The sequence below is a fragment of the Arthrobacter sp. 001422645 genome, from assembly GCF_059816125.1.
Map to the genome: position 1 here is coordinate 506102 of NZ_JCBANT010000001.1, position 24559 is coordinate 530660.

Consider the following 24559-nt stretch of genomic DNA (forward strand, 5'->3'; position numbering starts at 1 on the left):
GGAAAGGTCAACGTGACGAATCCATTCGATGACAAGTCCGCAACGTTCTCCGTACTCGTGAATGAGTATCAGCAGCACTCCCTCTGGCCCGCCTTCGCGGCCGTGCCACAGGGCTGGGTGACCATGTTCGGCCCGGATACCCGCGAAGCCTGCCTCGACTACGTGTCCCGGACCTGGACGGACATGGCTCCGCGCAAGGTCGCCGAACTCGCCGCCTCGCAGTGATCCGGGTCGAGAACGTCAGTAAGAGTTTCGGCAGCTTCAAGGCCCTGGACGGGCTCTGCCTGCAGGCAGGCGAAGGAACCGTCCTGGGCCTGCTGGGACCAAACGGTTCCGGCAAAACCACCACCGTGAAGGTGCTCACCACTTTGTTGTCCCCGGACAGCGGTGACGCCCTTGTTGCCGGCCACTCGGTCCTGGCCGATCCTGACCTGGTGCGGCGGAACCTGGGCCTATCCGGGCAGTACGCCGCCGTGGACGAGAAACTCACCGCCTTCGAAAACCTGCACATGGTGGGCCGGCTGTACGGCATGAACCGCCGGAACGCCGTGGCCCGGGCAAACGAGCTGCTCGAAAGCTTTCGGCTCACCGACGTGGCCGGCAAACGCTCCGGTACCTTTTCCGGCGGCATGCGCCGGCGGCTGGACCTCGCCGGGGCCATCGTGGCCCGGCCCAAGGTGGTTGTCCTGGACGAGCCCACCACCGGGCTGGACCCCCGCGGCCGGCTGGACACCTGGGACGTGGTGTCCAGTCTCGTAGCGGACGGCACCACTGTCCTCCTGACCACGCAGTACCTCGAGGAAGCCGACCGGCTGGCGGACCACATCGCGGTCATCAACCACGGCCGCGTCATCGCCGAGGGGACCGCTGCGGAACTGAAGCAAAGCGCCGGAACGGAACGGATCGACGTCGTCATGCGCGACGCCGCAGACCTCACCGCGGCCGCGGGGGTGCTGGAGCGGGCGTCCGGGCCGGGTTCCCGGGCCGAACACGACCCGCAGAACCTGCGCGTCTCCATTGCCGCCCCCGAAGGCCACCGGCTGCTGGTCCGGGTCCTGTCCGAACTGGACGCCCGCGCCCTGCCGGTGGACGAGGCCTCCCTGCGCCGCCCCACCCTGGACGACGTGTTCCTGCGGCTCACGGGCCACGCCGCGGCGGCAACCCCGGACGCGCAGACCCCGAAAGCTTCTGCTCTGGAGAAAGTCGAGGTGCCCGCATGAGCGCCATCACGGCCGCTGCCCGGGACAGCTCCGTCATTGCCCGGCGCAACCTCATCAACGTTCTGCGCACCCCCGGGGCGCTGGTCACCGGCATCGTGCAGCCCGTCATGTTCGTGCTGCTGCTGGGCTTCGTCTTCGGCGGCACCCTCGGCGGTGACCAGTACCGCAGTTACCTGATCGGCGGCATCCTGGCGCAGACCCTGACCTTCAACGCCTCGTTCACGGCGGTCTACCTGGCCAAGGACCTCCAGCTCGGGCTGATCGACCGCTTCCGTTCACTACCGATGTCCCGCGTGGCCGTCATCCTGGGACGGACCTCCTCTGACCTGTCCACGAGCGTGCTGTCCGTGGCCGTGACGCTGCTCTGCGGCCTCGCCATCGGCTGGCGGATCACCACCGGCCCGGCATCCGCCCTCGCGGCGCTGGCCCTGCTGCTCCTGTTTGCCTTCGCAGTCTCCTGGATCGGAGCGGTCATCGCCCTGACGGCCAGGAGCGTTGAAGTCGCCCAGAGCCTGGGCCTTGTGTGGCTGTTCCCAGTCACCTTCGTCTCGGGCGCCTTCGTGTCCGTCAGCTCCCTTCCCGGCCCGCTCCGCGTGATTGCAGAATGGAATCCGGTGACCGCCGTCGCCACCGCCGCCCGCGAGCTCTTTGGTAACGCCGCCCCGGCCGGCTTCGGCACCCCGGGCGGCTGGCCCGCGGACAACGCCATCCCCTACTCGGTGCTGTGCAGCGTCGGCATCATCGCCGTCTTCGCCCCGCTGGCGATTGCGCAGTACCGCCGGATCAGCAAGCGGTGACGATGCCCGGCACCCGTGGCGCCTGGATCGAGTACGCGGCGGTGCCGTCCGCCGCGCTGCAGGACGCCGCGGCCCGTTCCAGCCTGGGTGGTTGCGGCAGGCTGTTCGGGGATCTGGGGGCATTCCTGTCGGCGCGGGAACGCGACGCCTCACTCCGGTTCAGGCGCGCGGCGGACCGGCTGGACTACGCGGCGTCCCATGCCTTGTTCCGGCTGCTGGCAGCGCGGCGGCTGGGGCTAACGCCCGCCGACGCCGCCGGGCTTGACGTCCGGCGGCGGTGCGCCGGCTGCGGCAGCACCGGTCACGGCAAGCCCTCGATCGACGGCGTCGCGCTGAGCCTGTCCCGCAGCCATGGAACCGTTATGGCGGCATCGGCTCCGGAAGGGGCAAGCCTCGGCGCGGACATCGAACGCGTCCCGGCCGAGGTGTTCGCGGGCTTCGACGACTATGTTCTCGCCCCGGAGGAACGGACCTGGCCGGACGCCGTCACCGCTGCCGAACCGACGGACCCTGACCCGGCCGACGCCGAGCTCACCGACGCCGGACGGATCCGGTTGTGGGTGGCGAAGGAGGCCGCGCTGAAAGCCTCGGGCGTGGGCCTGGCCCTGGACCCGTCCAGTGTGCGGCTGGTCCCCGCGGGCACCCGGGAGACGGCGGGCATCGGCACGTCGGGCACCTTGCGCGCGGAGTGCGCCGGGTACCCGGGGATCCATGGCCTCCTCGTCACTCCGGTTCCAGCGCCCGACGGCTACGCCGCCGCCGTCGCCGCCCCCGCCGGCCTGACCGCCCGGGCCGTGTCACTTGGCGAGATATTCGCCACTAAAGGTTAAACCGCAAACGTCAAACGTCTAACCTTTGGGTATGGCTAGCAGTATGGCGGCGACCGCCCTTCCCGAGACAGCACCTCCCGCCGTCGTGCGCGCACCGCGCGGCGTGATCATCGCCGGCGTCGTCGCGATCGTGCTGATCGGCCTCAACCTGCGCGCCGGCATCACCGGCGCCGCCGCGCTCCTGCACGACCTGCAGCAGGTCCTCGGCTACGGGCCGCTGATCGCGGCCATTATTCCCTCCATCCCCACGCTGTGCTTCGCCGTGGCCGGCGCCGCCACCTCGTGGCTCACCCGCTCCCTGGGGCTGGAGAAGGCCATCCTGCTCTCCCTCGTGCTGCTCGCGGCCGGGCTGCTGGTCCGCGGCATTCCGTCCACCGGCATGCTGCTGGCGGGCACCGTCGTCGGGATGTCCGGGCTGGCGATCTGCAACGTGGCGATGCCGTCCTTCATCCGGGTCCATTTCGCGCACCGGACGTCCCTGATGACGGCGCTGTACACGGTGACCATGACCACCGGCGCCACCGTGGTCGCTGTGCTGATCGTCCCCGTGGCGCAGCAGCTCGGCTCGCCTTCCGCCGGCGTCGGCGCCATCGGATTCCTGGCCCTGGGCGCCTGCCTCGGCTTCCTGCCCATCGCCTTGCACGCCCACCGCAACGCGCCCGCCGTCAAGGCCGGCCGGGTGTCCCCCTGGCCCCTGCTGCGGACCCGCACCGGCCTGCTGATCACGCTCGGCTTCACCGTCCAGGCCCTGCTGGCCTACGCCGTGCTGAGCTGGTTCCCCTACATGCTGGTCACACTGGGCCTCACAGCCTCCGAGGGCGGGCTGATGTTCGGCCTGATGCAGCTGGTCTCCGTTCCGGCCGGCATGGCTCTGGTCGCAATCGGCTCACGCCCCCGGATGCAAAGGACGGCCTTCTACCTGGCAACTGTCACGATGGCGGCCGGGGTCCTGTCTATGCTTGTCCTGCCGGTCGCCTGGGCGCCGCTGACAGCGGTGCTGCTGGGGTTCGGGCTCGGCATCTTCCCGCTCGTAATGGTGATGATCAGCCGCAGCGGCCGCACCACCGCCGAAACCACCGCCCTGTCCACGGTCGCGCAGTCCGCGGGCTACCTCTTGGCTACGCTCGGCCCCTTCGGCATGGGGCTGCTGCACAGCGCCACCGGCTCCTGGACGCTGCCGTTGATCCTGCTGCTGGCCGTGGCGCTGGGCCAGATCGCCGTCGGGCATCTCCTGACGTCCCTGCCCAGGGTTCCCCGGCGCCCCGAGCCGCAGTCCCCGGAGCCGCAGTCCGCTGGCCCGTCTGCGCTGGCATCTACCGCTGAGGCGCAGTCATGACACTGAGCACATCCCACCGGACGCCCCTCGTGGAGGAGGTCACCGCCAAACTGCGGGAGCTGATCCATTCAGGCGAATGGCCGTTGCAGCAGCGGATTCCGGCCGAACCCGAACTCATGGCAATTCTCGGCGTTTCGCGGGGCACCCTGCGCGAGGCGGTCAAGGCCCTCGCGCACAGCGGCATGCTGGAAGTCCGGCGCGGAGACGGCACCTACGTCCGCGCCACCAGCGAGATCTCCGGCGCCGCCCAGCGGATGTACCGGGACCACTCGCAGGTGCACATCCTGGAGGTCCGCGTCGGGCTCGACACCCAGGCGGCGCGGCTCGCCGCCCGCCACGCCACCGCGGACGACGTCGAGGCCCTGCGTGAGCTGCTCGAGGCGCGCCGTGTCGCGTGGCTGGCTAAGGACTACGCCGGCTGGGCCCGTGCCGACTGGGACTTCCATGTGCTCGTGGCGCAGGCGTCGGGCAATCCGCTGCTCCACGAGCTGTACGTCAGCTTCGGCGTCGTCTTCCACGCCGACCTTCTCCGGCAGCAGGGCCGCAGCGGCTTCAACGGGCTCCCGCACGAAGGTCACGACGAACTTGTGGACGCGATTGCCGCACACGACGAAACGGCCGCCGTCGAGAGCGTGCACCGGAACCTGAACTCCTGTGCGGAGTGGATCCAGCAGTAGGGCGCCCTCGGCTCAGGCTCCGCTAGCCGGTTCACAGGGTTTTCCCAAGGTTGCGGGATGATGCTCAGGTTCAGCGGCACCGTCCGGACACCCTGCGATGGTTTCGCGGTTTGTTCCCTGACCGTCTCCCAGGTGAGCTGGCGGCCGGCCATCATCTTCGGGTTCGTCAGCGCCGAATTCTGACCACCCGTTCCAGCGGCCGGTTCCTCCCCAGCACCGGGACCGGCACGGCGGGGCTTCCGGGCCTGGATGTCAACGCTCCGGCCCGGAAGCCCTTCAATCGTGCAAGTGCAGACGCGGTTAGCGCGCGAGGCCCTTGAAGACGTTCTTCGGGCGCTGCATTTCGCCGTGCTTGGCGCCGAGGACGATCACCAGGCCGGACAGGACCGGGATGGCCCACTGCAAAACCTTCAATTGCTGCTGTGCGGAGCGGAGGTCCTCGGACGCGCCAGGCTTGGGTTCGGTGGCGCCCTCAGCACCTTCGCTGGCGAGCTTGTCCACCTTGGCGCCCTGGAGTCCGGCATACAGGCTCACGGCGGCGCCGGCGAGGGTGACCACGGACTTGTAGACGGTCAGGCGGGCGACGCCGTCCTGCTTGGCCATCCGGCCCTTGTTCTCCCACATGATCGCGAGGCCGGAGAGGAAGTGCGCACCGAAGGCCGCCGTCTGGAACGGGGCCCACTTCTTCCAGCCCAGGCTCGACAGCCGGGTGCGTTCGGCCGGATCCTTGGCTTCCGCCGCCGCACCGTTCAGACCAATGGCACCCATGAGCGAGCCGCCGAACCAGGCGCCTGCCGTCAGGTCGTGGATGGATCGGGCAACGAGATTACCTGCCATGTTGAGCTTCCTATCGTCTGTATTCGAATCCGGAAATGTCGCCGCCTGCGAAAGGCCGCGACCCGGCTATGGTAAGCACACTTATGAAATTCTTGATACTTCGAGGGACGGAGTCCCCCGTGCGTAGACTCAACTGCATGGAATCTTCGCGGACGCCGGACGGCCAGTCAGCCGCCGGCGACGCCGTTGACGCCGCAGAAGCCGCATCGGACAGCGCGGCGCTCGACGTCGTCGCCCGCGCCGGCTTCGCCGTGATGGCGCTGCTGCACATCGTCATCGGTGCGATCGCCGTGGCACTGGTCCTCGGCGCCCCGGGCCAGGCCGAGCCCACCGGGGCCATCGAACAGCTCGCGGCCAACCCGTGGGGCCCGGCGGTCATGTGGGCGGGCTTCATCGCCTGCGCCGGGCTCTCGCTGTGGCAGTTGAGCGAGGCGACCCTCCGCGCGCGGCACCTCCCGCGCCGGGAGCGGCTCGGCAAGCTGGTGTCCTCCGGGTTCCTCAGCATCGCGTACGGGAGCGTGGGGCTGAGCTTCGCAGGGTTCGCGCTGGGCAACCGGGGCGATTCCGGCGACTCCACGCGGGACTTCAGCACGGCTCTGGTGCGGAGCCCGTTCGGAGTGCCGGCACTGATCGCTTTGGGTCTGACCATCATCGGGATCGGGGTGTACTTCGTCGTCAAGGGCGTGGGGAAGAAGTTCAAGGAAGAGTTGGCCCACTTCGAGGGGACGCACAGGGGCCATCTCATCAGCGGCCTGGGCGTAGCCGGCCACATCGCCAAGGGTGTGGCGTTGATCCTGACGGGACTGCTGTTCGTGATCGCCGCGGCCACCAACGATCCCGGGTCGTCCACCGGCCTGGACGGCAGCCTCAAGGCCTTGCAGGACCACAGCTTCGGCCCCGCGTTGCTCCTGGCAATCGGGGCAGGTTTCATCGCCTACGGGGCGTTCGCGCTGGTTCGGGCCCGGTTCGGGCGGATGTAGCGGGCGGCCGTAGGGGGCGTGCAGCGCAGCAGCTATCCCGCGGCCTTCTGCAGCGGGACGACGTCGCCTTCCTGGTATAGCAGGGCCCGGACTTCGGATTCGGCGGAGTCCAGCCGCTTCGGGTCGATGGTCTCCCCCGCGGCAAAGTGGTCCAGGACCCGCGGGTCGACGTAGCTCTTCCGGGCGATCGACGGCGTGTTGCCGAGGACCTCGGACGCATCCAGCATGGCGCGGCTGACCGCCCGCTTTCGTGCGGACACCTTGGGCTGCGGGCCGCTCTTCGCCAGGCTGGCGGCGGCCGCCACCGTCCCGCGCAGGGTGCGGAAGTCCTTGGCCGTGAAGTCCTGGCCGGTGCGCTCCTTGACGTATTCGTTGATGTCCGCGCTGGTCACAGGGTGCCACCTCCGGCCGTCCTTGTAGGCCAGCAGGCGGGCGTTGCCGCCGCGGCGCTTGAGCTGGCGCACGACGGCGGCGAGGTCGGCGTCGTGGATCCGCGACTCCCAGTTCTTGCCGCTCTTGGCCGGGAAACTAAGCCGGAGTTCGGTCTTGCGCACGCTCACGTGGACGCACAGCAGGGTGGCGAGGCCGTGGCTGCCGTTCTCGTTCGTGTAACGCTCGGAGCCAACCCGCAGCGATCCGCTGTCCAGCATCCTGAACGCGGCGGCCAGCACGCGGTCCCGGCCGAGGCCCTCGGAGCGCAGGTCCATGGTGACAAGCCGCCGCGCGGCCGGAAGGGTTTCCGCGAGCTGGAGGGAGCGGTCGAACTTCAGCCGGTCCTTCTTCTCCCGCCAGCTGGGGTGATAGATGTACTGGCGCCGGCCGACGGCGTCGAGTCCGGTGGCCTGGATGTGCCCGTTGTCGTACGGCGCAATCCAGACGTCCGTCCACGCCGGCGGGATGCCGATGCTCTCCAGCCGCTCGCGCACCGGACCGGGCGGCAGGGTGGAGCCATCCAGGTCCTTGTAGCTGAAGCCGGTCCCGGCCGCCACCCGGCGGTAGCCGCGGCCGGACGCGTTGCTGTGCCGGAGCCTCATCGGCCGGTTCCGAATCCGGAGGTTCCGGGCGCGGGGGTCCCCGGGACGGACGTTCGTGTGCGCTGCTCATCCATAACGGTAAGCCTACTGACCAAACCCCGATTTCCCCCACCACGAAACAACGCGGGGTCGCTCATAGCCCATAATCCCTTCCGGGACGGGCGCGGAGTGACCCCGCGTTGCTGTGTGGTGATGGGAGATTAGACCTCCGCGGCCACCCCGCCGCGGGAAATTTCCACCATGTCCTCGCGCGGGACCACCTTGATGCGCTCGCGCTGGATGCCGTCCGCACCGGCGTCGGCGCTGGCTTTCTCGCCGAGGGACCGCTCGTGCGCGTCCAGGGCCAGCCAGCCTTCCCAGCTGGTGTACTGCACGCCGCGGTTTTCCAGGAGTTCGACGATCGTCTCCGGTGCGGGCGCCGCGGCCAGCGGCAGGTTCTCGCGGTCCTCCAGCAGGTAGGTCACGGTTTCCAGGGCGTCGCCCTTGGTGTGGCCGATCAGGCCCACCGGGCCGCGCTTGATCCAGCCGGTGGCGTAGATGCCCGGCACGTGGGTGCCGGAAGCGTCCAGGACGCGGCCGCCGTCGTTCGGGACAACTCCCTTGCTGTGGTCGAACTCGACTTCGGGCAGCGAGGAGCCGAAGTAGCCGATCGCGCGGTAGACGGCCTGGACCGGGTAGTCGACGAACTCGCCGGTGCCTCGGGCGTTCCCCGTGCCGTCCAGTTCCGTGCGCTCGAACTTGATCCCCGCGACGCGGCCGGGGGCGTCGGCGTCGTCATACACCTCCACCGGGCTGTGCAGGAAGTGCAGGTGCAGCCGCCGGGAAGCCGTGAGCTCGGAGTGGTCCTCGGGCTGCTCGGCGATCCAGTTGGTGAGTGTGCCCACCATGGTCTTGGTCTGGTTGTTGCTTTGGATCTGCCGGTCCGATTCGGCGTCGAACTCGAAGTCCTCGGCGTAGAGGATGATGTCTACGTCCTTGGAGTGGGACAGCTCGCGCAGCTCCAGCGGCGTGAACTTCACCTGGGCCGGGCCGCGGCGGCCGAAGACGTGCACGTCCGTGACCGGGGATTCCTTCAGGGCGCGGTAGACGTTGTCCGGGATTTCGGAGACCAGGAGGTCATCGGCGTGCTTGGAGAGCATCCGGGCGACGTCGAGGGCCACGTTGCCGTTGCCGATCACCGCGATTTCCTTGGCCTCCAGCGGCCAGTCGCGGGAAACGTCCGGGTGGCCGTCGTACCAGGACACGAAGTCGGCACCGCCGTAGGAGCCCTCGAGCTCGATGCCCGGGATGTTCAGGTCCGCGTCCTTGATGGCGCCGGTGGCGAAGATGACGGCGTCGTAGTGCGTGCGGAGGTCCTCCAGCGAGAGGTCCGTGCCGTAGTCGACGTTGCCGAAGAAGCGGATGTCCCCGCGGTCCAGGACCTTGTGCAGGGCGTTGACGATGCCCTTGATGCGCGGGTGGTCCGGGGCCACGCCGTAGCGGATCAGGCCGTACGGCGCCGGGTAGCGGTCGAAGAGGTCGATGCTCACGGTGAGCTCGCCGCTCTTGACAGCCTCGCTCTTGGTCAGGATGTCCGCGGCGTACACACCGGCGGGTCCGGAGCCGACGACGGCGATGCGCAGCGGGCGGGCAGCAGTTCCTACAGGGGTGTTCGTTGACACGGCTGTGTTCCTTTGTTCTTCTGCATCCGTTGCTCCGTAGCCGCCCTTTTGAGGCCTGATAACGGCAGTTGCGGAGCAATCGACGGGTCTTAGAGGGTCAGTACGCGGGTCTTGGTAGAGCGTGTGGAGCGGGGAGTGTTCGGGGTGGTGGTGCTGTAGTCCGCGGTTTTGAAGTGCGACGGCGCGAACGGGCTGACGCGGACCACGTCACCGATCACGATTACGGCGGGGTTCGCGACGCCTGCGGCCTCCGCCTGGTCCGCGATGGTCCCGAGCGTTCCGATGGTCACCCGCTGGTTCGGCAGATAACCATTCTCTACGATGCCAACAGGCGTCTCCGCTGGCAAACCGGCGCGTCCCAGCGAGGCCGCGGAATCGCGCAACTGGCCCACGCCCATGAGCAGGATCACGGTGTGGTCGGACCGCGCCGGAACTTCCGAAAGTTCCTCGTGGCCGGTGACCACGCTGAAGCCCTTGGCCAGCCCGCGGTGCGTGACCGGGATGCCCGCGGCGGCCGGGACCGAGATGGCGGAGGTGACGCCGGAAACCACTTCCACCTCGACGCCGTGCTGCCGGCAGAACTCTGCTTCCTCGCCGCCGCGGCCCAGCACATAGGGGTCGCCGCCCTTGAGCCGGACCACACGATGGCCCTGCAGGGCTTCGTCGACGAGGATGCGGTTGATCTCGGACTGCGGGACGGGGTGGTGGCCGGGGGTCTTGCCGACCTCGATGACCCGGACGTCGGGGGCCAGTTCGGCCAGGAGTTCGCGCGGACCGAGGCGGTCCGCGACCACGACGTCGGCCTGGCCCAGAAGGCGCCGCCCGCGGACGGTGATGAGCCCGGAATCCCCGGGTCCGCCGCCCACCAGCGCCACGGACCCGGAGGTTGCCCCCGGGCCGGCAACACGGTGCCGGCGGAGCGGCAGGTCCCCCGTTTCCAGGGCGGTGGCCACGGCGTCCCGCAGGGCCATGGCGCGGCGCGGGTCTCCCCCGGCGTTCACGGCGATCTTGACGTCGTCCACGACGGCGACGGCGGGCGTCCAGGCGGCGGAAGCTTCGTGGTCGGAGGCATTGACGCACCAGATGCGCTGCGCCTCGGCGTCGGCCGCAACTTGCGCATCCACGGCGGAGTCGCCCGTCGCGGTCTGGACGAACCAGGCGCGGTCGACGTCGGAGCTGCGGTAGTGGCGCGGCTTCCAGGCAAGGAGGCCGGCGTCGGCAAGCTCGTGCAGTGCCGGGCTCGCCAAGGGGGCGACGACGGTGACGCGGGCGCCGGCGTCGAGCAGTCCCTTGGCGCGGCGGGTGGCCACCGGGCCGCCGCCGACCACCAGCACGGGGCGGCCGAGGAGTCGCAGCGCCGTGGGGTAAATGTCCTGAATTGCCATGCATCGACGATAGGGCGGCCTCATATCGCGGAACAACGGTTCGGAAACACCCGTTCACGCAGGGTAACGGCACGTCACATAGTTGCTGCCGTCCGGGGGCCTCCCGCCAGCGGTGCGGGCTACTTCACCGCGATGAGTTCAACCAGTTTGATGTCAGGGTCCTTGGACAGCAGCGTGGGGCCGTGCTCGCCGAGCGCCGCAGGGATGGCCCCGTTGAGGTGCGCCTGACGGGCTTCCTCGGTGTCAAAGGTGTCGAAGATGCCGAAGGTGAAATCGTTGACCCGGAAGGCATACCAGGTCTGTGTTCCGGGTTCGTTGAGCACTATCTCGCGGCCCCCGTTGAGGAAGTCCCAGACCTCTTGTTCCTTCCCCAGTTTTGCCTCGACCAGTGCCAGTACTCCATATTTTGGCGCCACGGCTGTCTCCTCAGAATCGGGCGGGATGGGCCGTACACCGGCCTATAGCCGTGAGTGTAGGCCTGCGGTTTCGGCGGAACAAGGGTCCGCCAGCGGACAGCGGAAAGCCCGACGGCGGGCATCGCCGTCCAGCATTTTGTGTTCTGACAAGAGCCCGCACACTCACCCGTTGTGATGAGCCATACAATTGCTCCGACCGGGCTAGCCGGTCAGTCTCAAAATGGGGGAAGGGGACTTCGTTGTCTCTGCACGAAAACGTCCGTACTCGGACGCGCCCTGGCCGTATGACCAGGGCAGTAGCCACAGCCGGGAGCATCGCACTGCTCGCCGGTCTTCTGATGGCACCGGCAGCACAGGCGCTGCCGATGGAAACGGACGCTATCGCCGAACAGCCGGCACCGGCACCAGTCGACCCGCCAGCCGCAGCACCGCCGGGGGAAGTAACGCCCGCCGCGCCGGACAACGTCAGCCTGCCGGTTATTGAGGGTGACCCTGTTGCGGGTGGCACGCTCACCTCGACGGGCGGCCGGTGGAACGGTGCCGGCTGGATCAAGTACCGCTGGATCGTCGACGGCGTCACAGTTCAAGCGGCCGACCACCCGGTTGGCGAAGCTGACGTACTTCACATTGATCCGTCAATGGCAGGCAAGGCGGTCCAGCTAACGGTGCTGGCGTCGCTGGAGGCGCAGGGGCTCGGCACCGAACTGGCAGCCACCCCGGTAACGGTTCGTCAGGGAAGCTTCACCGGTGTCAGCTGGAACAACGCCGTCATCGGCAAACCCGTCGTCGGGCAGGCACTGTCGCTGAGCGCACCCCGGTGGAGCAACTCTGCGGTCCAGGGTGCCGCAACCGGCTTCCAGTGGTACCGAGGTGCTGGGCCCATCGCTGGTGCGACCGGGCCGAGCTACACGGTGGCTGCCGCCGATGACGCTCAGAAGCTGTGGGCCAAGGTGACGCTCTCCGCGCCGGGGTTCACCTCCGTGGTACTGACTTCTGCCCAAGTCACCGCAGGGAAGGGAACCTTTGTGACGGCGCCGGTCCCGACCGTTGGCGGTATCGCCAAGGTGGGCCTGCTGCAGACTGCCAACGCAGGCACATGGGCGCCGACCGGGGCCACGTTCTCATACCAGTGGTACCGCGGAACGGCAGCCATCGTCGGCGCAGTCAGCCGTACCTACACCACCACAGCACTCGACTACGGGAAGACGCTCAAGGTCAGGGTGCGTGCAGCCAAGTCCGGCTACATAGCGCTGGACCGCTACTCCGCCGCCCGCCCGATCGCTGCCGGGACTATCGCGGCCACCAAGTCGCTGACGGTCAGCGGAACCCACCGCTATGAACGGACGGTGAAGGTCTCTCAGGGGTGGACTGCCGGTTCAACCATCCGCTACCAGTGGTACCGGAACGGCGTCGCGATCAGGGGTGGGACCGGTTACGCCCTGTATCTTGGCAGCGGCTACATCGGCGCCCGGGTGAACGTCAAGGTCACGGTATCCAAGGCCGGGTACACGACCCGCTCGGCCACTACTCCGGCAATCACCGTAGGCAGGGCATCGATCACTTTGAAGACGGCGCCAAGGATCACCGGGGCCACGTCCCTGGGTTCGACCCTGACAGCCAACGTCGGCACCTACGCGCCGGCACCGTCAGCCTACGCGTACCAGTGGTACCGTAACGGCGCCGCGATCACCGGCGCTCGTTACCGCACATACCGGTTGGCGGCGGCGGACAACGGCCGCTCCATCACGGTGCGGGTTTCCGCCGGGCGGATCTACTCAGATACGCGGGTGACCATGAGTCCGGCGCTGAAACTGCCGGTTTGGCCTGTGACGGTACTTCGTGGTGACGGCACATATCGGGTCGGAACCCAGATCAAGCCCGGACTGTACAAGGCAACGGGGATCGGCAGCGGATGCTACTGGGAGAGGCTCAGCGGCTTCTCCGGCACGTTTAGCCAGATCAAGGCCAACTACTTTGGAACGGGCCGGACGTACGTCCAGATCCTTCCGGGGGACGTCGGATTCAAGTCTCACGGCTGCGGCTCCTGGACGACCGTCCCTTCCACCGGGGCCAGGTCCACTCGGATCACAACCGATGGCACTTACCGCGTCGGCATCGATATCCTGCCTGGCACCTACTACGGATATGGGGCAGGAAAGTCCTGTTACTGGGCCTCGCTTAGCGGCTTGAGCGGCGAATTTGATGACATCATCGATAACTACTTCGGCGCGGCCCGGACCATCGTCACAATCCCGGCCGGAACAAGGGGCTTCGAAGTTAGCGGCTGCGGCACGCTGACGCGCGGCTGACAAACAGACATCAGAAAGCCCGACGGCGAGTATCGCCGTCGGGCTTTCGTTGTTTGGTATTGGCGCAGGTGCCTACCGGGTGCTGCCGGCCAGCAGGCCACGACGGCGGAGCAGCCGCTTTTCGATGGGGCCGAACACCAGCAGTTCGATCAGGATGCCGACGGCGAGGATCAGCAGGATCGCGGACATCACGATGGTCATGTCGGACAGGTCGCGGCCTTGGTTCAGCATGGAACCGAGGCCAAAGCCGATGCTGCCGCCGACCGCGATGATCTCCGCGGCCATCAGCGAGCGCCACGAGAAAGCCCAGCCCTGCTTGAGTCCGCTCAGGTAGCCGGGCAGTGCGGCGGGGAGGATGATCTGGAGCGCCAGCTGGAGCCGGGACGCGCCCAGGACGGTGCCGACGCTGCGGTACTGCGGCGGGATCTGGTCCACGCCGGAGATCAGTCCGTTGATAATCGAGGGGATAGCGCCCATGAACACCACAAAGTACACGGTGGCGTCGGTCAGGCCGAACCAGATGATGGCCGCGGGCACCCACGCCACGGACGGCAGCACCTGCAGACCGGAGATCAGCGGCCCGAAAGCGCGGCGCAGCGGGGCAACCTGGGCCAGCAGGAGTCCCACCGGCGTGGCGATGGCCACACTGATCAAGAACCCGACCAGCCCGCGCTGCAGCGAGGTCCACACCGCTTCCTGCAGCTTGCCGTCGGCCCAGAGCTGCCCGAACTGAGCGAGCACATCCAGCGGTCCGGGCACCAGGTCCTGCCGCTTGAACCCCAGGGACACATAGAGCTGCCAGATGATGACCAGCACCGCCAGCGCGGCGACCGGCAGCAGAATCCGGCTCCAGTCGATGCGCGACGTGCGGACGGCGTCGGACTGCAGCGAATCCAGCCCGGCTTCCAGTTCGCGGAGGTCCGCCGAGCCGGTGGAGGACCGGGTCAGGGCGGCGGTAATGTGGCGGGTCTCGCCGGGCTCAACCAGCGTCGTTGGCTTACTTGGCATGGCGGCGGATCTCCTCGCGTAGCCGGGCGGTGATTTCGCCGGTCAACTGGCCGGCCAGTCCGGCGTCGGTGCGGTGCTCTTCGCTGACATGCCACTCCCGCACCACGCGGCCCGGCCGGGAGGAGAGCAGCAGCACACGCTGGCCCAGCCGGACGGCCTCGCGGACGTTGTGCGTGACAAAGACGATGGTGCGGCCGGTTTCCTTCCAGATCCGCTCCAGCTCGTCGTGGAGCAGGTCGCGCGTGATCGCGTCCAGTGCCGCGAAGGGTTCGTCCATCAGGAGAAGCTGCCGGTCCTGGGCCAGCGAACGGGCCAGCGCCACGCGCTGGCGCATCCCGCCGGAGAGCTCGTGCGGGCGCTTGTCCCCCGCCCCGCCCAGATGCACGAGGTCCAGCAATTCTCCCGCCTTCGCGCGCCGCTCGGCCTTGCCGGCGCCGCGCAGCTTCAAGGCCAGCTCGATGTTCTCCCGCGCGGTCAGCCAGGGGAACAGCGCCGCGTCCTGGAACATAAAGGCGGCGCCGTCGCTCGGCACTTCAAGGGCGCCCGACGTCGGCGCCTCCAGTCCCGCCATAATGTTCAGCAGGGTGGACTTGCCGCAGCCGGACGCACCGAGCAGGGCGACGAACTCGCCCTGCCCGATGGTGGCATTGACGTCGTCCAGCACCGGGGCGCCGTCGCCGAAGCGCTTGCCCAGGTTTTCCAGTACGACTGGCATGGTCATGTCCTAACTTCTCTTGGCGGGCTGGAGGCGGGAACTGGTTGGTCAGTCCTTGCCCAGTCCTTGTGCGGAGATCTTCGTGCCGGTGGCGCTCTCGCTCAAGACACTGTTAAGGGCCGTGAGGTCGAAGAGGCCGTTGATGTCGGCCTGCTGGGTAGTGCCCGCGTCGACACCGTCCTGAAGCAGCTTCTGGTACGTTCCGGCCAGCGGGTCAACGGTGTAGGCGATGTTCTTGAGCGACCTGTCGATCACGTCGGCCGGCAGGGCGGCTCCGGCGGATTCCTTGAGGGCGGCGTTGAGGACCGTGGACTTCTCGGCGTCGGGGGCCACGTTGAGCCAGTCCACGGATTCGACGTGGCCTTTCAGCAGTGCCTTGACCGTGTCCGGGTGCTGGGCGGCGAACTTCTTGTTGACGATCAGGACGGTGGTGATGAATTCGCCCTTCTCCCACAGGTCTTTTTCGTCGACAAGGACTTTGGCTCCGGCCTGGAGCACCAGCCGGGAGGCCCACGGTTCCGGCAGCCACGCGCCGTCGAGCTTGCCGTCCTGGAACAGTTTCAGGGTCTGGGCGTTCTCGGTGGGGTTGATGGCGACGTCGCCGCCGCCGTCCGTGGTGGTCTGGAAGCCCTGTTTGCCCAGCCACGCGCGGAGGGCCACGTCCTGCGTGCCGCCGAGCTGCGGCGTCGCGAGTTTCTTGCCCTTGAGCTCCGCCGCCGTGGTGATGTTGGGTTTGACCACCAGCTGGGCTCCGCCGGAGGCGGCACCGGCGATGATGCTGATCGATTCGCCCTTGCTCTTGACGTAGGAGTTAATGGCCGGGTTGGGGCCGATGTACGTGGCGTCGATGGCGCCGGCATTGAGGGCTTCGATTGCGGCAGGGCCGGCATTGAAGACCTGGGTGCTGAGCTTGGTCTCGCCGAGGTTCTTGGCGACCAGGCCCTGGCTGACCCCGACGAGGGCAGGGGCGTGCGTGATGTTGCCGAAGTAGCCCAGCCTGAGTTCAGCAGCGGGGGTGTTGACGGCGTCGGCGGGCGCAGCGGTTTCGTTCGCGCGGGACACCGTGGATGCGACGGCGGCGCCGGCGCCGATCAGCAGCACGAGGCCGACGGCGAGGCTGATCTCCAGGGTTCGTTTGCGTTTGGGCCTGGCGGATTCGCCGGCGACGATCCGGGTGGTTCGGGGCGGGCTGCTGGACTTCGAGGGTTCTGGGGTGGCTGACATGGAAAGGGTCCTGTTCGTGGTGGTTTCGGGGTGGCCGGGCGGTTGTTCAGCGCCGGCTACATCGCCCCCGGAACGCATTGCGGGGGCCGTTGGAGAGCCGTTCCGTAGTTGTCATTGCTTCACCATAGGGACTGCCGTGAGCGCGGTTCAACGGTCCGGAAACCCGGGGTCACGCGGGTTCATGCAACGTCATATGCGGGCCGGTTAATCGGGCACCGGGACGTTTTAGTCGCCCTTGACGTTGACGAGCTGCCGCAGCTTGTGCCGGATCTTGACAAGGTCCGCAGAATCCCGCATCACCTGGTCGATCGGCTTGTAGGCGGCCGGGATCTCGTCGATGAAAGCGTCGCTGGGCCGGAATTCGATGCCCTTCATGGCGGCCTTCAGCTCGGCGAGGGTGAAGGTCTTTTTAGCGGCGTTCCTGGAGTATTCCCGCCCGGCGCCGTGCGGCGAGGAATTCAGCGACTCGCGGTTGCCCAGGCCGACGACGACGTAGGAGGCGGTGCCCATGGAGCCGGGAATCAGTCCGGGGTCCCCGGCCCGGGCCCTGATGGCTCCTTTGCGCGAGACCCAGACCGTCTTGCCGTAGTGCTGTTCCTGCGCGGTGAAGTTGTGGTGGCAGTTGATCCGTTCGGCCTCCCGGACACGACCGCCCGTCCAGGATTCAAACTGCTGGATCACCCGGTCCATCATTTCCTCACGGTTCAGCAGGGCGAAATGCTGGGCCCAGCGGAGTTCCCGGATGTACCGGTCGAATTCGGGGGTGCCTTCCTCGAGGTAGGCCAGGTCCGGGTGCGGCAGGACGATGTGCCGGTTCCGCACCGCGCTCCGGGCCTCGGCGATGTGCCGCTGCGCAAGTTTGTTGCCGACGCCGCGCGAGCCGGAATGGAGGAACAGCCACACGGTGTCCGCCTCATCCGCGCACACCTCGATGAAGTGGTTTCCGGAGCCTAGGGATCCGAGCTGCAGCTCCCAGTTCGCGGCGTACTGGCCGGGGTCGAACCGGGCGTTGGCTGCCATCCGCCGCAGCTCGGCGAGCCTCGGTACGGCGGTGGCGGTGAATCTGCGGTTGTAGTGGCCGGCGGACAGGGGAACGGCGTGCTCAATACCCTGCCGCAACCGCTTCCGGTCCGCGGGCAGGTCCTTCACGGCATACTGCGTGCGGACGGCGATCATGCCACAGCCGATGTCCACGCCCACGGCAGCCGGGATGACAGCGTGCAGGGTGGGGATGACGGATCCCACGGTGGCGCCCAGGCCCAGATGGGCGTCCGGCATGAGCGCCAGATGCGGATAGATAATGGACAGCGTGGCGGTGGTCAGAGCCTGCTCGCGGGTCTTGTCATCAAGGATCGACGCCCAGCTGATGAGCCTGCTGTTGATGACTTCCACACCGCCTCCCAGAACGATGATCGTGGTCCGGGAGGCCGGCTGGCAAGGACCGAACGCGCCGAATTCGCGGGAAGCGCTCAAGGTCGCCGCAAGTTTACGGCGACCTCGTGCGTGTCCGGCGACTCCGGAGGAGCAAGGGTGCTTGCTGAGGCCTAGATCGAGTAGCGCTCGTCCTCGTGGTCCCCCGGGTGGTCCTTGACGAGGCCCGCAGCGAGGGTGTTGCCGTCCAGGGGATCGATCACCAGGAACGCCCCCGTGCGGCGGTGGTGCAGGTAGTTCTCCAGCGGCAGCGGCGCGGCGAGCCGCAACTGGGCATGTCCGATGTCGTTGAGTTCCAGCGTGGAGGTGGGTTCCAACTGGAAGTTGGCAAGGTCCAGCTTTCCGGTCACGTTCCGGACCAGCGCCTGGACCGTGCGGGTGCCGTGCTTGACCAGCACCTTGGCGCCCTCGCGAAGCGGTTTCGGCGAGAGCCAGCACAGGGCGGCGTAGAGGTCCGCAGACGTCTCACGGATCGTGCCAGCCGCAGCGATCGTGTCACCGCGGGCGACGTCGAACTCGTCTGCCAGGCGCAGCGCGACGGACTGCGGGGCCACAGCCTCGGCGAGGTCTTCTCCGGCGAAGTCGATCCCTGTGACGGTGGTGGTGCGCGGGGCCTGGCCCGGCGTCAGGACGCTGACCTGGTCCCCCAGTTTCACGGAACCCTCGGTGATCTGGCCCGCGTAGGCGCGGTAGTCCCGGTAGCCTTCCACGTCGAGTCCCCCGGCGACGGCGTCGGGCGCCAGGGCGCCCTGCGGCCGGATCACCAGCTGCACCGGGAACCGGAAACTCTCCAGGTGGCTTTCGAGTTCGTCCGCGGCCGGCAGCGTCTCGAGGACTTCGAGCAGGGCCGGGCCGTCGTACCAGGGCGTGCGGTCCGAGCGGTCCACGACGTTGTCGCCGTCGAGCGCGGACACCGGAATGACCTCCAGGTCGGTGATGCCATCGGCGCCGAGTCCCAGCTCGCGACCGACTTTCTGCACGTCGGCTTCGATCCCGCGGAACACGTCCTCGCTGAAGTCCACGAGGTCGATCTTGTTCACGGCGACAATCACGTGCGCCACGCGCAGCAGCTGCAGCACGGAGAGGTGCCGGCGGGTCTGCTCCAGGACACCCTTGCGGGCGTCAATAAGCACGACGACGGCGTCCGCGGTGGACGCGCCGGTCACCGTGTTCTTGGTGTACTGCACATGGCCGGGGCAGTCCGCGAGGATGAAGCTGCGGCGGTCCGTGGCGAAGTAGCGGTAGGCCACGTCGATGGTGATGCCCTGTTCCCGCTCGGCGCGCAGGCCGTCGGTCAGCAGCGCGAGGTCGATCGCTTGGACACCGGCTGCGCCGGCCCCGCCGAAGCCGCGGTCCGCGGACGTGCGGGCGACGGCGTCGAGCTGGTCCGCGAGGATCGCCTTGGAGTCGTGCAGGAGCCTGCCCACCAGGGTGGACTTGCCGTCGTCGACCGAACCGGCGGTCGCGAAGCGGAACAGGGTAGTGGACAGAACCGCTGCGTCCACGGCGGTGCCGGGCAGGAAAGTGTCGGTGCTCATTAGAAATAGCCGTCCTTCTTGCGGTCTTCCATGGCTGCCTCGGAGATGCGGTCATCGGCCCGGGTGGCGCCACGTTCGGTGATGGTGGAGGCGGCGACTTCAATGACGACGTCGCGCACGGTGGCGGCCGATGATTCCACGGCGCCGGTGCAGGACATGTCACCGACGGTCCGGTAGCGGACGGTCTTGGTGATCACCTGTTCGGTATCGCGGGGCTGCGAGACCTCGCCGACGGCGCGCCACATGCCGTCGCGGGCGAAAACCTCGCGGTCGTGCGCGTAGTAGAGGCCCGGCAGCTCGATGTTCTCGCGCTCGATGTAACGCCAGACGTCGAGTTCGGTCCAGTTGCTGATGGGGAACGCGCGGACGTGCTGGCCCACGGTGTGCCGGCCGTTGTAGAGGTTCCAGAGTTCGGGGCGCTGGTTGCGCGGGTCCCACTGGCCGAACTCGTCGCGGAGGCTCAGGATCCGTTCCTTGGCCCGGGCCTTGTCCTCGTCGCGGCGGCCGCCGCCGAAGACGGCGTCGAACTTGTTGCGCTGGATCGCATCCAACAGCGGCAGGGTCTGCAGCGGGTTGCGGGTGCCGTCGGAACGCTCGGCCAGCTCGCCGGAATCGATGAACTCCTGCACGGAGCCGACGACGAGTTTGAGTCCCAGCCGCTCCACGGTCCGGTCGCGGAAGTCGATGACTTCGGGGAAGTTGTGCCCGGTGTCCACGTGCAGCACGGGGAAAGGCACCTTGCCGGGCCAGAACGCCTTGGTGGCCAGGTGCAGCATCACCACGGAGTCCTTGCCGCCGGAGAACAGCAGCGCCGGCTTCTCAAACTCGGCAACCACTTCACGGATGATGTGGATGGCCTCGGATTCCAAAGTATCCAAAGACGACAGGCGGGCCGCGCGCGGAGCCGCAGAACTCAGGTGACCCGACAGCAGAGCCGGAGCAGCAGATGCCGCCCCGGGAGTGGCATCGGGCCTTCCGGAGCTGGACGGCATGCTGCTTGCAGCATTGCCGTCCAGCGAAGGGGCGGGGGCGGCATCTGCTGTGAAGGCGATGGTGGCCGTCGTCGTCGTTATGCTCAAGTTGCTCATACGTGTAGTCCGCATTCTGTCTTGTCGGTTCCTGCCCAGCGTCCGGCGCGGGGGTCGTCGCCGGGCGCCACCTTGCGGGTGCAGGGCTGGCAGCCAATGGACGGGTAGCCCTGTGAAAGCAGCGGGTTGACGGGCAGGAGGTTATCGTCGGAGTACTGCACCAGCTGGTCGAAACTCCAGGCCGCCACCGGGTTGACCTTGACCAGGCCGTTGGTTGCGTCCCAGGTGACCAGCGGCGTGTTGGTGCGGGTGGGGGCCTCGTCGCGGCGGACGCCGGTGAACCAGAGCTCGTAGCCGGCCAGCGTGCGGCGCAGCGGGGCCACCTTGCGCAGCGCGCAGCACTGGGCGGCGTCGCGGGCGAAGAGGTCCTTGCCGAGCAGCCGGTCCTGCTGCTCCACGGTGTTTTCCGGCAGCACGTCGACCACGTTGACGCGCAGGCTCGCCGCGACCTCGTTGCGCGTCGTGTACGTTTCCGGGAAGTGGTACCCCGTCTCCAGGAAGAGCACGTCGACGCCGGGAAGCTGGTCCGCGACGAGCGCCGGGAGGACGGCGTCGGCCATGGAACAGGCGACGGCGACAGCGGGCAGCTCGAAGTTGCGTGCCACCCAGGCGATCACCTCGCGCGAGGGGGCGTCCCAGCCGAGCTCGGCGGCACCGGCTTCGGCGAGGACCTTGAGCTCGTCGTGGGTGCGGAGGACGGGGTCCACCCCCGGCGCGTGCTTGCTCACTGGAGATCCCCCTCGTCGGCGGCAAAGGCCCACTCGGCGAAGGTCTGGCCCTCGGTGTGGTCGGCCACGAATTTCCGGACCACACGCTCCACGTAGTCGGGCAGCTCCCCGGCCGTGACTTTGAGGCCGCGGACGGTGCGTCCCAGGCCGGCTTCCTCGCGGCTGTCGGACGCCAGCCCGCCGCCGAGGTGGACCTGGAAACCCGGGGTGGGGTCGCCGTCGGGCGTGGGAAGCATCATGCCCTTGAGGCCGATGTCCGCCGTCTGGATCCGGGCGCAGGAATTGGGGCAACCGTTGATGTGCAGCGACAGAGCCTGCGGGAGCTGCTCGGACTCGACGAGGTCGGCGAGGCGGCGTTCCAGCTCGGCGACAGCGGTTGCGGCCGTGACCTTGGTTTCAACGATCGCGAGCTTGCAGTATTCGATGCCGGTGCAGGCGATGGTGCCGCGGCGGAACACGGACGGCCGGGCGGAGAGGCCCAGGGCATCAAGTTCGGCGACGAGCGGTTCCACCTCGTCCTTGGGCACGTCCAGGACCACGAGCTTCTGGTGCGGTGTGGTGCGCAGCCGCTGCGAGCCTCGGGCTTCCAGCGTGTCGGCGAGTTTCACGAGCTGGCTGCCGGAGAGGCGTCCGGCGAGCGGCGTGGCGCCGATGAAGAACCTGCCGTCCTTCTGCTCGTGCACGCCGATGTGGTCGCCCGGCGTCGAGGGCTTGGGCGCGGCCGGGCCGTCGTCGAGCTTGTAGCCGAGGTATTCGTCCTCGAGGACCTGGCGGAACTTCACCGGGCCCCAGTCGGCCAGCAGGAACTTCAGCCGGGCTTTGGTGCGCATGCGCCGGTAGCCGTAGTCGCGGAAGATGCTGGTGACACCGAGCCAGACGTCGGCGGCCTGGTCCGGGCGGACGAAGGCGCCGAGGCGTTTGCCCAGCATGGGGTTGGTGGAGAGCGCGCCGCCCACCCAGAGGTCGTAGCCGATGCCAAGCTCGGGGTGGACCAGGCCCACCAGGGCGACGTCGTTGATTTCGTGGACAACGTCCTGGCTGGGGTGGCCGGTGATGGCGGTCTTGAATTTGCGCGGCAGGTTGGCCAGCTCCGGGTCGCCGATAAAGCGTTCGGCGAGCTCGTGGATCAGCGGCGTCGGGTCAATGATCTCATCCTTGGCGATGCCGGCGACGGGGGAGCCGAGGATGACGCGGGGAACGTCGCCGCAGGCTTCCGTGGTGGAGAGGTCCACCGATTCGAGGCGGCGCCAGATCTCCGGGACGTCCTCGACCCGGATCCAGTGCAGCTGGATGTTCTGGCGGTCGGTGAGGTCAGCCGAGTCGCGGGCGAAGTCGACCGAGATCTGGCCGATGACGCGCAGCTGTTCGGTGGTGAGGGCGCCGCCGTCGATCCTGACGCGCAGCATAAAGTACTTGTCCTCGAGCTCGTGCGGCTCGAGCGTGGCGGTCTTGCCGCCGTCGATCCCGGGCTTGCGCTGGGTGTAGAGCCCCCACCAGCGGAAGCGGCCGTGCAGATCCGTGCCGTCGATCGAGTCGAAGCCGTGCTTGGAGTAGACGGACTCGATACGCTCGCGGACGTTGAGGCCGTTGTCCTCCTGCTTCCACGTTTCGTTGGCGTTCAGCGGCGCGGTGCCGTCCACTTTCCACTGCCCGTGCGGCTTCGCGGCGGGGCGGGAGGTGGGGCGTTTGGTGCGGCCTGGGGCAGCCTGGTCCGGGGACGCTCCGGCTAGAGCTGTATCAGTCATGGATCGACTGTAGGCGGGCCGGAATGCCGTCTCAAAGGGTCAGAAACGCGAGGTCACCTAGGGCAACAAATCGTCACGAAGCGTCGGCGAGCCTTGAAGTGACGGGGGCTGCTGTGCATGGTGCTGCGCCGTTCAGCCGCCCGCCGCGAGGGCGGCGTCGTAGCGTTCCAGGGCGATTTCGGCGAGCACCGGCGACGGCAGCAGGGCCGCCGTGACGAGGTCCGCGCCGGCCTTAGCGAGCTGGTCATGGAAGAATCCCGGGGCCAGCAGGTAGGCGGCGATGACCACGCGGCCGCCCAGGTCCACTCCCCCCGCCGACTCCCCCGCGCCGGCGCCGCCCGCCGCCTCCTCGCGGAGCATGGCCACGGCCTCGGGGACGGAGGGCTTCGCGGAGGCGCCGTACGCGGCCACGATGCGGTTGGAACGCAGGGCGCGGAGCTGGCCGGCGAGTTCCTCGACATTCTGCGCGGCGGTGGGGTCGGAGGAACCGGCCGCGGCGAGGATCACGGCGTCGTTGTCGGTCACTCCGGCTTCCCGGAGGCGCTGGTCCAGCAGGGCCGCGAGCCGCGGATCGGGCCCCAGCGGGGCGGCGGCACGGGTGTCCGGCCGGCTCTTGACGGCCCGCGCGATATCCACCTTGACGTGGTAGCCGACGCTGAGCAGTAGCGGGACTACGACGGCGGCCTCCCCCGCCGGGAGGCCTGCCACGACGGCCGGCAGCTCGGGTTCCTGGACATCGACATAGGCCTCGCGGACGTCCATTCCCGGCCGGAGCGCGGCGATCCCGTCCCGCAGGGCGTTGACTTCGGCAGCACCCTCTGTGCTCGAGGTGCCGTGGGCGCAGGCGATCAGGATGGGGCTATTCATAGCCGTTAGCGTAACCTTGGAGCCGCCCCATCCGCCCCTCGAGATTCGACCGGGACGCTCCATGACTTTTTCCTTTAGCGCAGTCCTGATCTGGCTGGACCTGGCCGGCGTCTTCTTCTTCGCGGTGTCAGGGTCCCTCCTCGCGGCGCGGAAGCAGTTCGACATCATCGGCTCACTCCTGCTGGCCTCGATGGTCAGCCTGGGCGGGGGCGTCATCCGCGACATCGTCATCAATGCGGGTCCGCCCACGGCCTTCGTCAACCCGGCTTATTTGGCTCCTCCCCTGCTCGCCACGGTGCTGGTGTATTTCCTGTTCTCCAGCGTCCAGCGCTTCACCTCGCTGCTGGTGCTCTTCGACGCCGGCGGACTGGCCCTGTTCTGCATCACCGGGTCCCTCAAGGCGCTCGAGGCCGGCATGAACCCCATTGCGGCGGTGCTCCTCGGGGTCACGACGGCGGTGGGCGGCGGCCTGCTGCGCGACATCACTGCCAATGAGGTGCCGCAGCTGTTCGACCCCAAGGATCTCTACGCCCTGCCGGCGTTCGCCGGGGCTGCCCTGACCGTGGCGCTGTCCGTCACCGGCACCTTCAATGCGGTCACCGCGGGCGCCGTGGCTGCCATCGTTTTCGCCTTCCGGGTCACGGCCTGGCGGCGCAAATGGTACGTTCCGCTGGCCGTCCGCGGCTGGCACCGGCTTGGCCTGGATACTGGGGATGGCGGGGCTAAGGATTAG

Annotated in this window: 24 protein-coding genes; 10 read left to right on the forward strand and 14 right to left on the reverse strand. The window is 68.2% G+C overall.

Annotated features, from left to right (window positions below):
* The first annotated feature begins 12 nt into the window (after positions 1-12).
* Genes AC6EUH_RS02335 through AC6EUH_RS02365 form a run of 7 tightly spaced genes read left to right on the forward strand, consistent with a single transcriptional unit; the run spans position 13 to position 5043 of the window.
* Complete coding sequence (locus tag AC6EUH_RS02335) at positions 13-225, forward strand: MbtH family protein (protein ID WP_056424885.1); 213 nt, start codon at positions 13-15, stop codon at positions 223-225.
* Positions 222-1220: an ATP-binding cassette domain-containing protein gene (locus AC6EUH_RS02340; RefSeq protein WP_499737684.1), complete on the forward strand. Its 999-nt coding sequence runs from the start codon at positions 222-224 to the stop codon at positions 1218-1220. The genes AC6EUH_RS02335 and AC6EUH_RS02340 overlap by 4 nt, the downstream gene beginning before the upstream one ends.
* Positions 1217-2017, forward strand: coding sequence for an ABC transporter permease (locus AC6EUH_RS02345; RefSeq protein WP_499737685.1), 801 nt, complete (start codon positions 1217-1219; stop codon positions 2015-2017). The genes AC6EUH_RS02340 and AC6EUH_RS02345 overlap by 4 nt, the downstream gene beginning before the upstream one ends.
* A 2-nt stretch (positions 2018-2019) precedes the next feature.
* A complete protein-coding gene (locus AC6EUH_RS02350; protein WP_499737686.1) occupies positions 2020-2847 on the forward strand; it encodes a 4'-phosphopantetheinyl transferase family protein in 828 nt (275 codons plus the stop codon).
* Positions 2848-2878: 31 nt separating this feature from the next.
* A complete protein-coding gene (locus tag AC6EUH_RS02355) occupies positions 2879-4183 on the forward strand; it encodes an MFS transporter (protein WP_082492514.1) in 1305 nt (434 codons plus the stop codon).
* Positions 4180-4860: a FadR/GntR family transcriptional regulator gene (locus AC6EUH_RS02360; RefSeq protein WP_499737687.1), complete on the forward strand. Its 681-nt coding sequence runs from the start codon at positions 4180-4182 to the stop codon at positions 4858-4860. The genes AC6EUH_RS02355 and AC6EUH_RS02360 overlap by 4 nt, the downstream gene beginning before the upstream one ends.
* Before the next feature lie 57 nt (positions 4861-4917).
* Positions 4918-5043: a hypothetical protein gene (locus AC6EUH_RS02365; RefSeq protein ID WP_268753729.1), complete on the forward strand. Its 126-nt coding sequence runs from the start codon at positions 4918-4920 to the stop codon at positions 5041-5043.
* Positions 5044-5160: 117 nt separating this feature from the next.
* On the opposite strand, the gene AC6EUH_RS02370 is transcribed toward AC6EUH_RS02365, so the two are convergent.
* Complete coding sequence (locus tag AC6EUH_RS02370; protein WP_499737688.1) at positions 5161-5697, reverse strand: hypothetical protein; 537 nt, start codon at positions 5695-5697, stop codon at positions 5161-5163.
* A gap of 137 nt (positions 5698-5834) precedes the next feature.
* Here AC6EUH_RS02370 and AC6EUH_RS02375 point away from each other — a divergent pair, with 137 nt between their 5' ends.
* Positions 5835-6677, forward strand: a complete 843-nt coding sequence (locus AC6EUH_RS02375) for a DUF1206 domain-containing protein (protein ID WP_499737689.1) — start codon at positions 5835-5837, stop codon at positions 6675-6677.
* A gap of 32 nt (positions 6678-6709) precedes the next feature.
* Here the strand turns inward: AC6EUH_RS02375 and AC6EUH_RS02380 are convergent, their stop codons facing one another.
* The 4 genes from AC6EUH_RS02380 to AC6EUH_RS02395 form a co-directional block, all read right to left on the reverse strand.
* A complete protein-coding gene (locus AC6EUH_RS02380) occupies positions 6710-7711 on the reverse strand; it encodes a DNA topoisomerase IB (RefSeq protein WP_499737690.1) in 1002 nt (333 codons plus the stop codon).
* Between the two features lie 200 nt (positions 7712-7911).
* A complete protein-coding gene (locus AC6EUH_RS02385) occupies positions 7912-9372 on the reverse strand; it encodes an FAD-dependent oxidoreductase (RefSeq protein WP_499737691.1) in 1461 nt (486 codons plus the stop codon).
* 89 nt (positions 9373-9461) lie between these two features.
* On the reverse strand, positions 9462-10757 hold the full coding sequence (cobA, locus tag AC6EUH_RS02390; protein WP_056424855.1) for a uroporphyrinogen-III C-methyltransferase: 1296 nt from the start codon (positions 10755-10757) through the stop codon (positions 9462-9464).
* 119 nt (positions 10758-10876) lie between these two features.
* Positions 10877-11173 carry a putative quinol monooxygenase gene (locus AC6EUH_RS02395; RefSeq protein WP_056424852.1) on the reverse strand — a complete coding sequence of 99 codons (297 nt, stop codon included), beginning with the start codon at positions 11171-11173 and terminating at the stop codon, positions 10877-10879.
* Positions 11174-11457: 284 nt separating this feature from the next.
* Here AC6EUH_RS02395 and AC6EUH_RS02400 point away from each other — a divergent pair, with 284 nt between their 5' ends.
* A complete protein-coding gene (locus AC6EUH_RS02400) occupies positions 11458-13482 on the forward strand; it encodes an Rv1352/Rv1906c domain-containing protein (protein WP_499737692.1) in 2025 nt (674 codons plus the stop codon).
* A 72-nt stretch (positions 13483-13554) separates the two neighbouring features.
* On the opposite strand, the gene AC6EUH_RS02405 is transcribed toward AC6EUH_RS02400, so the two are convergent.
* The 9 genes from AC6EUH_RS02405 to AC6EUH_RS02445 all read right to left on the reverse strand — a co-directional run bounded on the left by AC6EUH_RS02405 (position 13555) and on the right by AC6EUH_RS02445 (position 23826).
* Positions 13555-14490 carry an ABC transporter permease gene (locus AC6EUH_RS02405; RefSeq protein WP_056424849.1) on the reverse strand — a complete coding sequence of 312 codons (936 nt, stop codon included), beginning with the start codon at positions 14488-14490 and terminating at the stop codon, positions 13555-13557.
* Positions 14480-15205, reverse strand: coding sequence for an ABC transporter ATP-binding protein (locus AC6EUH_RS02410; RefSeq protein WP_056426543.1), 726 nt, complete (start codon positions 15203-15205; stop codon positions 14480-14482). The genes AC6EUH_RS02405 and AC6EUH_RS02410 overlap by 11 nt, the downstream gene beginning before the upstream one ends.
* Before the next feature lie 48 nt (positions 15206-15253).
* Complete coding sequence (locus AC6EUH_RS02415) at positions 15254-16429, reverse strand: ABC transporter substrate-binding protein (protein WP_056426540.1); 1176 nt, start codon at positions 16427-16429, stop codon at positions 15254-15256.
* Positions 16430-16654: 225 nt separating this feature from the next.
* A complete protein-coding gene (locus tag AC6EUH_RS02420; RefSeq protein ID WP_499737795.1) occupies positions 16655-17821 on the reverse strand; it encodes an RtcB family protein in 1167 nt (388 codons plus the stop codon).
* 152 nt (positions 17822-17973) lie between these two features.
* The gene (locus AC6EUH_RS02425) at positions 17974-19398 is read right to left on the reverse strand and encodes a sulfate adenylyltransferase subunit 1 (protein WP_499737693.1); all 1425 of its coding nucleotides are present in this window, start codon (positions 19396-19398) and stop codon (positions 17974-17976) included.
* Complete coding sequence (gene cysD, locus AC6EUH_RS02430) at positions 19398-20390, reverse strand: sulfate adenylyltransferase subunit CysD (protein ID WP_499737796.1); 993 nt, start codon at positions 20388-20390, stop codon at positions 19398-19400. The genes AC6EUH_RS02425 and cysD overlap by 1 nt, the downstream gene beginning before the upstream one ends.
* Before the next feature lie 92 nt (positions 20391-20482).
* The gene (locus AC6EUH_RS02435; protein WP_499737694.1) at positions 20483-21214 is read right to left on the reverse strand and encodes a phosphoadenylyl-sulfate reductase; all 732 of its coding nucleotides are present in this window, start codon (positions 21212-21214) and stop codon (positions 20483-20485) included.
* Entirely contained in the window at positions 21211-22959 is a 1749-nt protein-coding gene (locus AC6EUH_RS02440; protein ID WP_499737695.1) for a nitrite/sulfite reductase, read from the reverse strand. The genes AC6EUH_RS02435 and AC6EUH_RS02440 overlap by 4 nt, the downstream gene beginning before the upstream one ends.
* Before the next feature lie 132 nt (positions 22960-23091).
* Positions 23092-23826 carry a sirohydrochlorin chelatase gene (locus AC6EUH_RS02445; RefSeq protein WP_499737696.1) on the reverse strand — a complete coding sequence of 245 codons (735 nt, stop codon included), beginning with the start codon at positions 23824-23826 and terminating at the stop codon, positions 23092-23094.
* Positions 23827-23887: 61 nt separating this feature from the next.
* Between AC6EUH_RS02445 and AC6EUH_RS02450 the strand changes: the two genes are divergently transcribed.
* Positions 23888-24559 carry a trimeric intracellular cation channel family protein gene (locus tag AC6EUH_RS02450; protein WP_056424827.1) on the forward strand — a complete coding sequence of 224 codons (672 nt, stop codon included), beginning with the start codon at positions 23888-23890 and terminating at the stop codon, positions 24557-24559.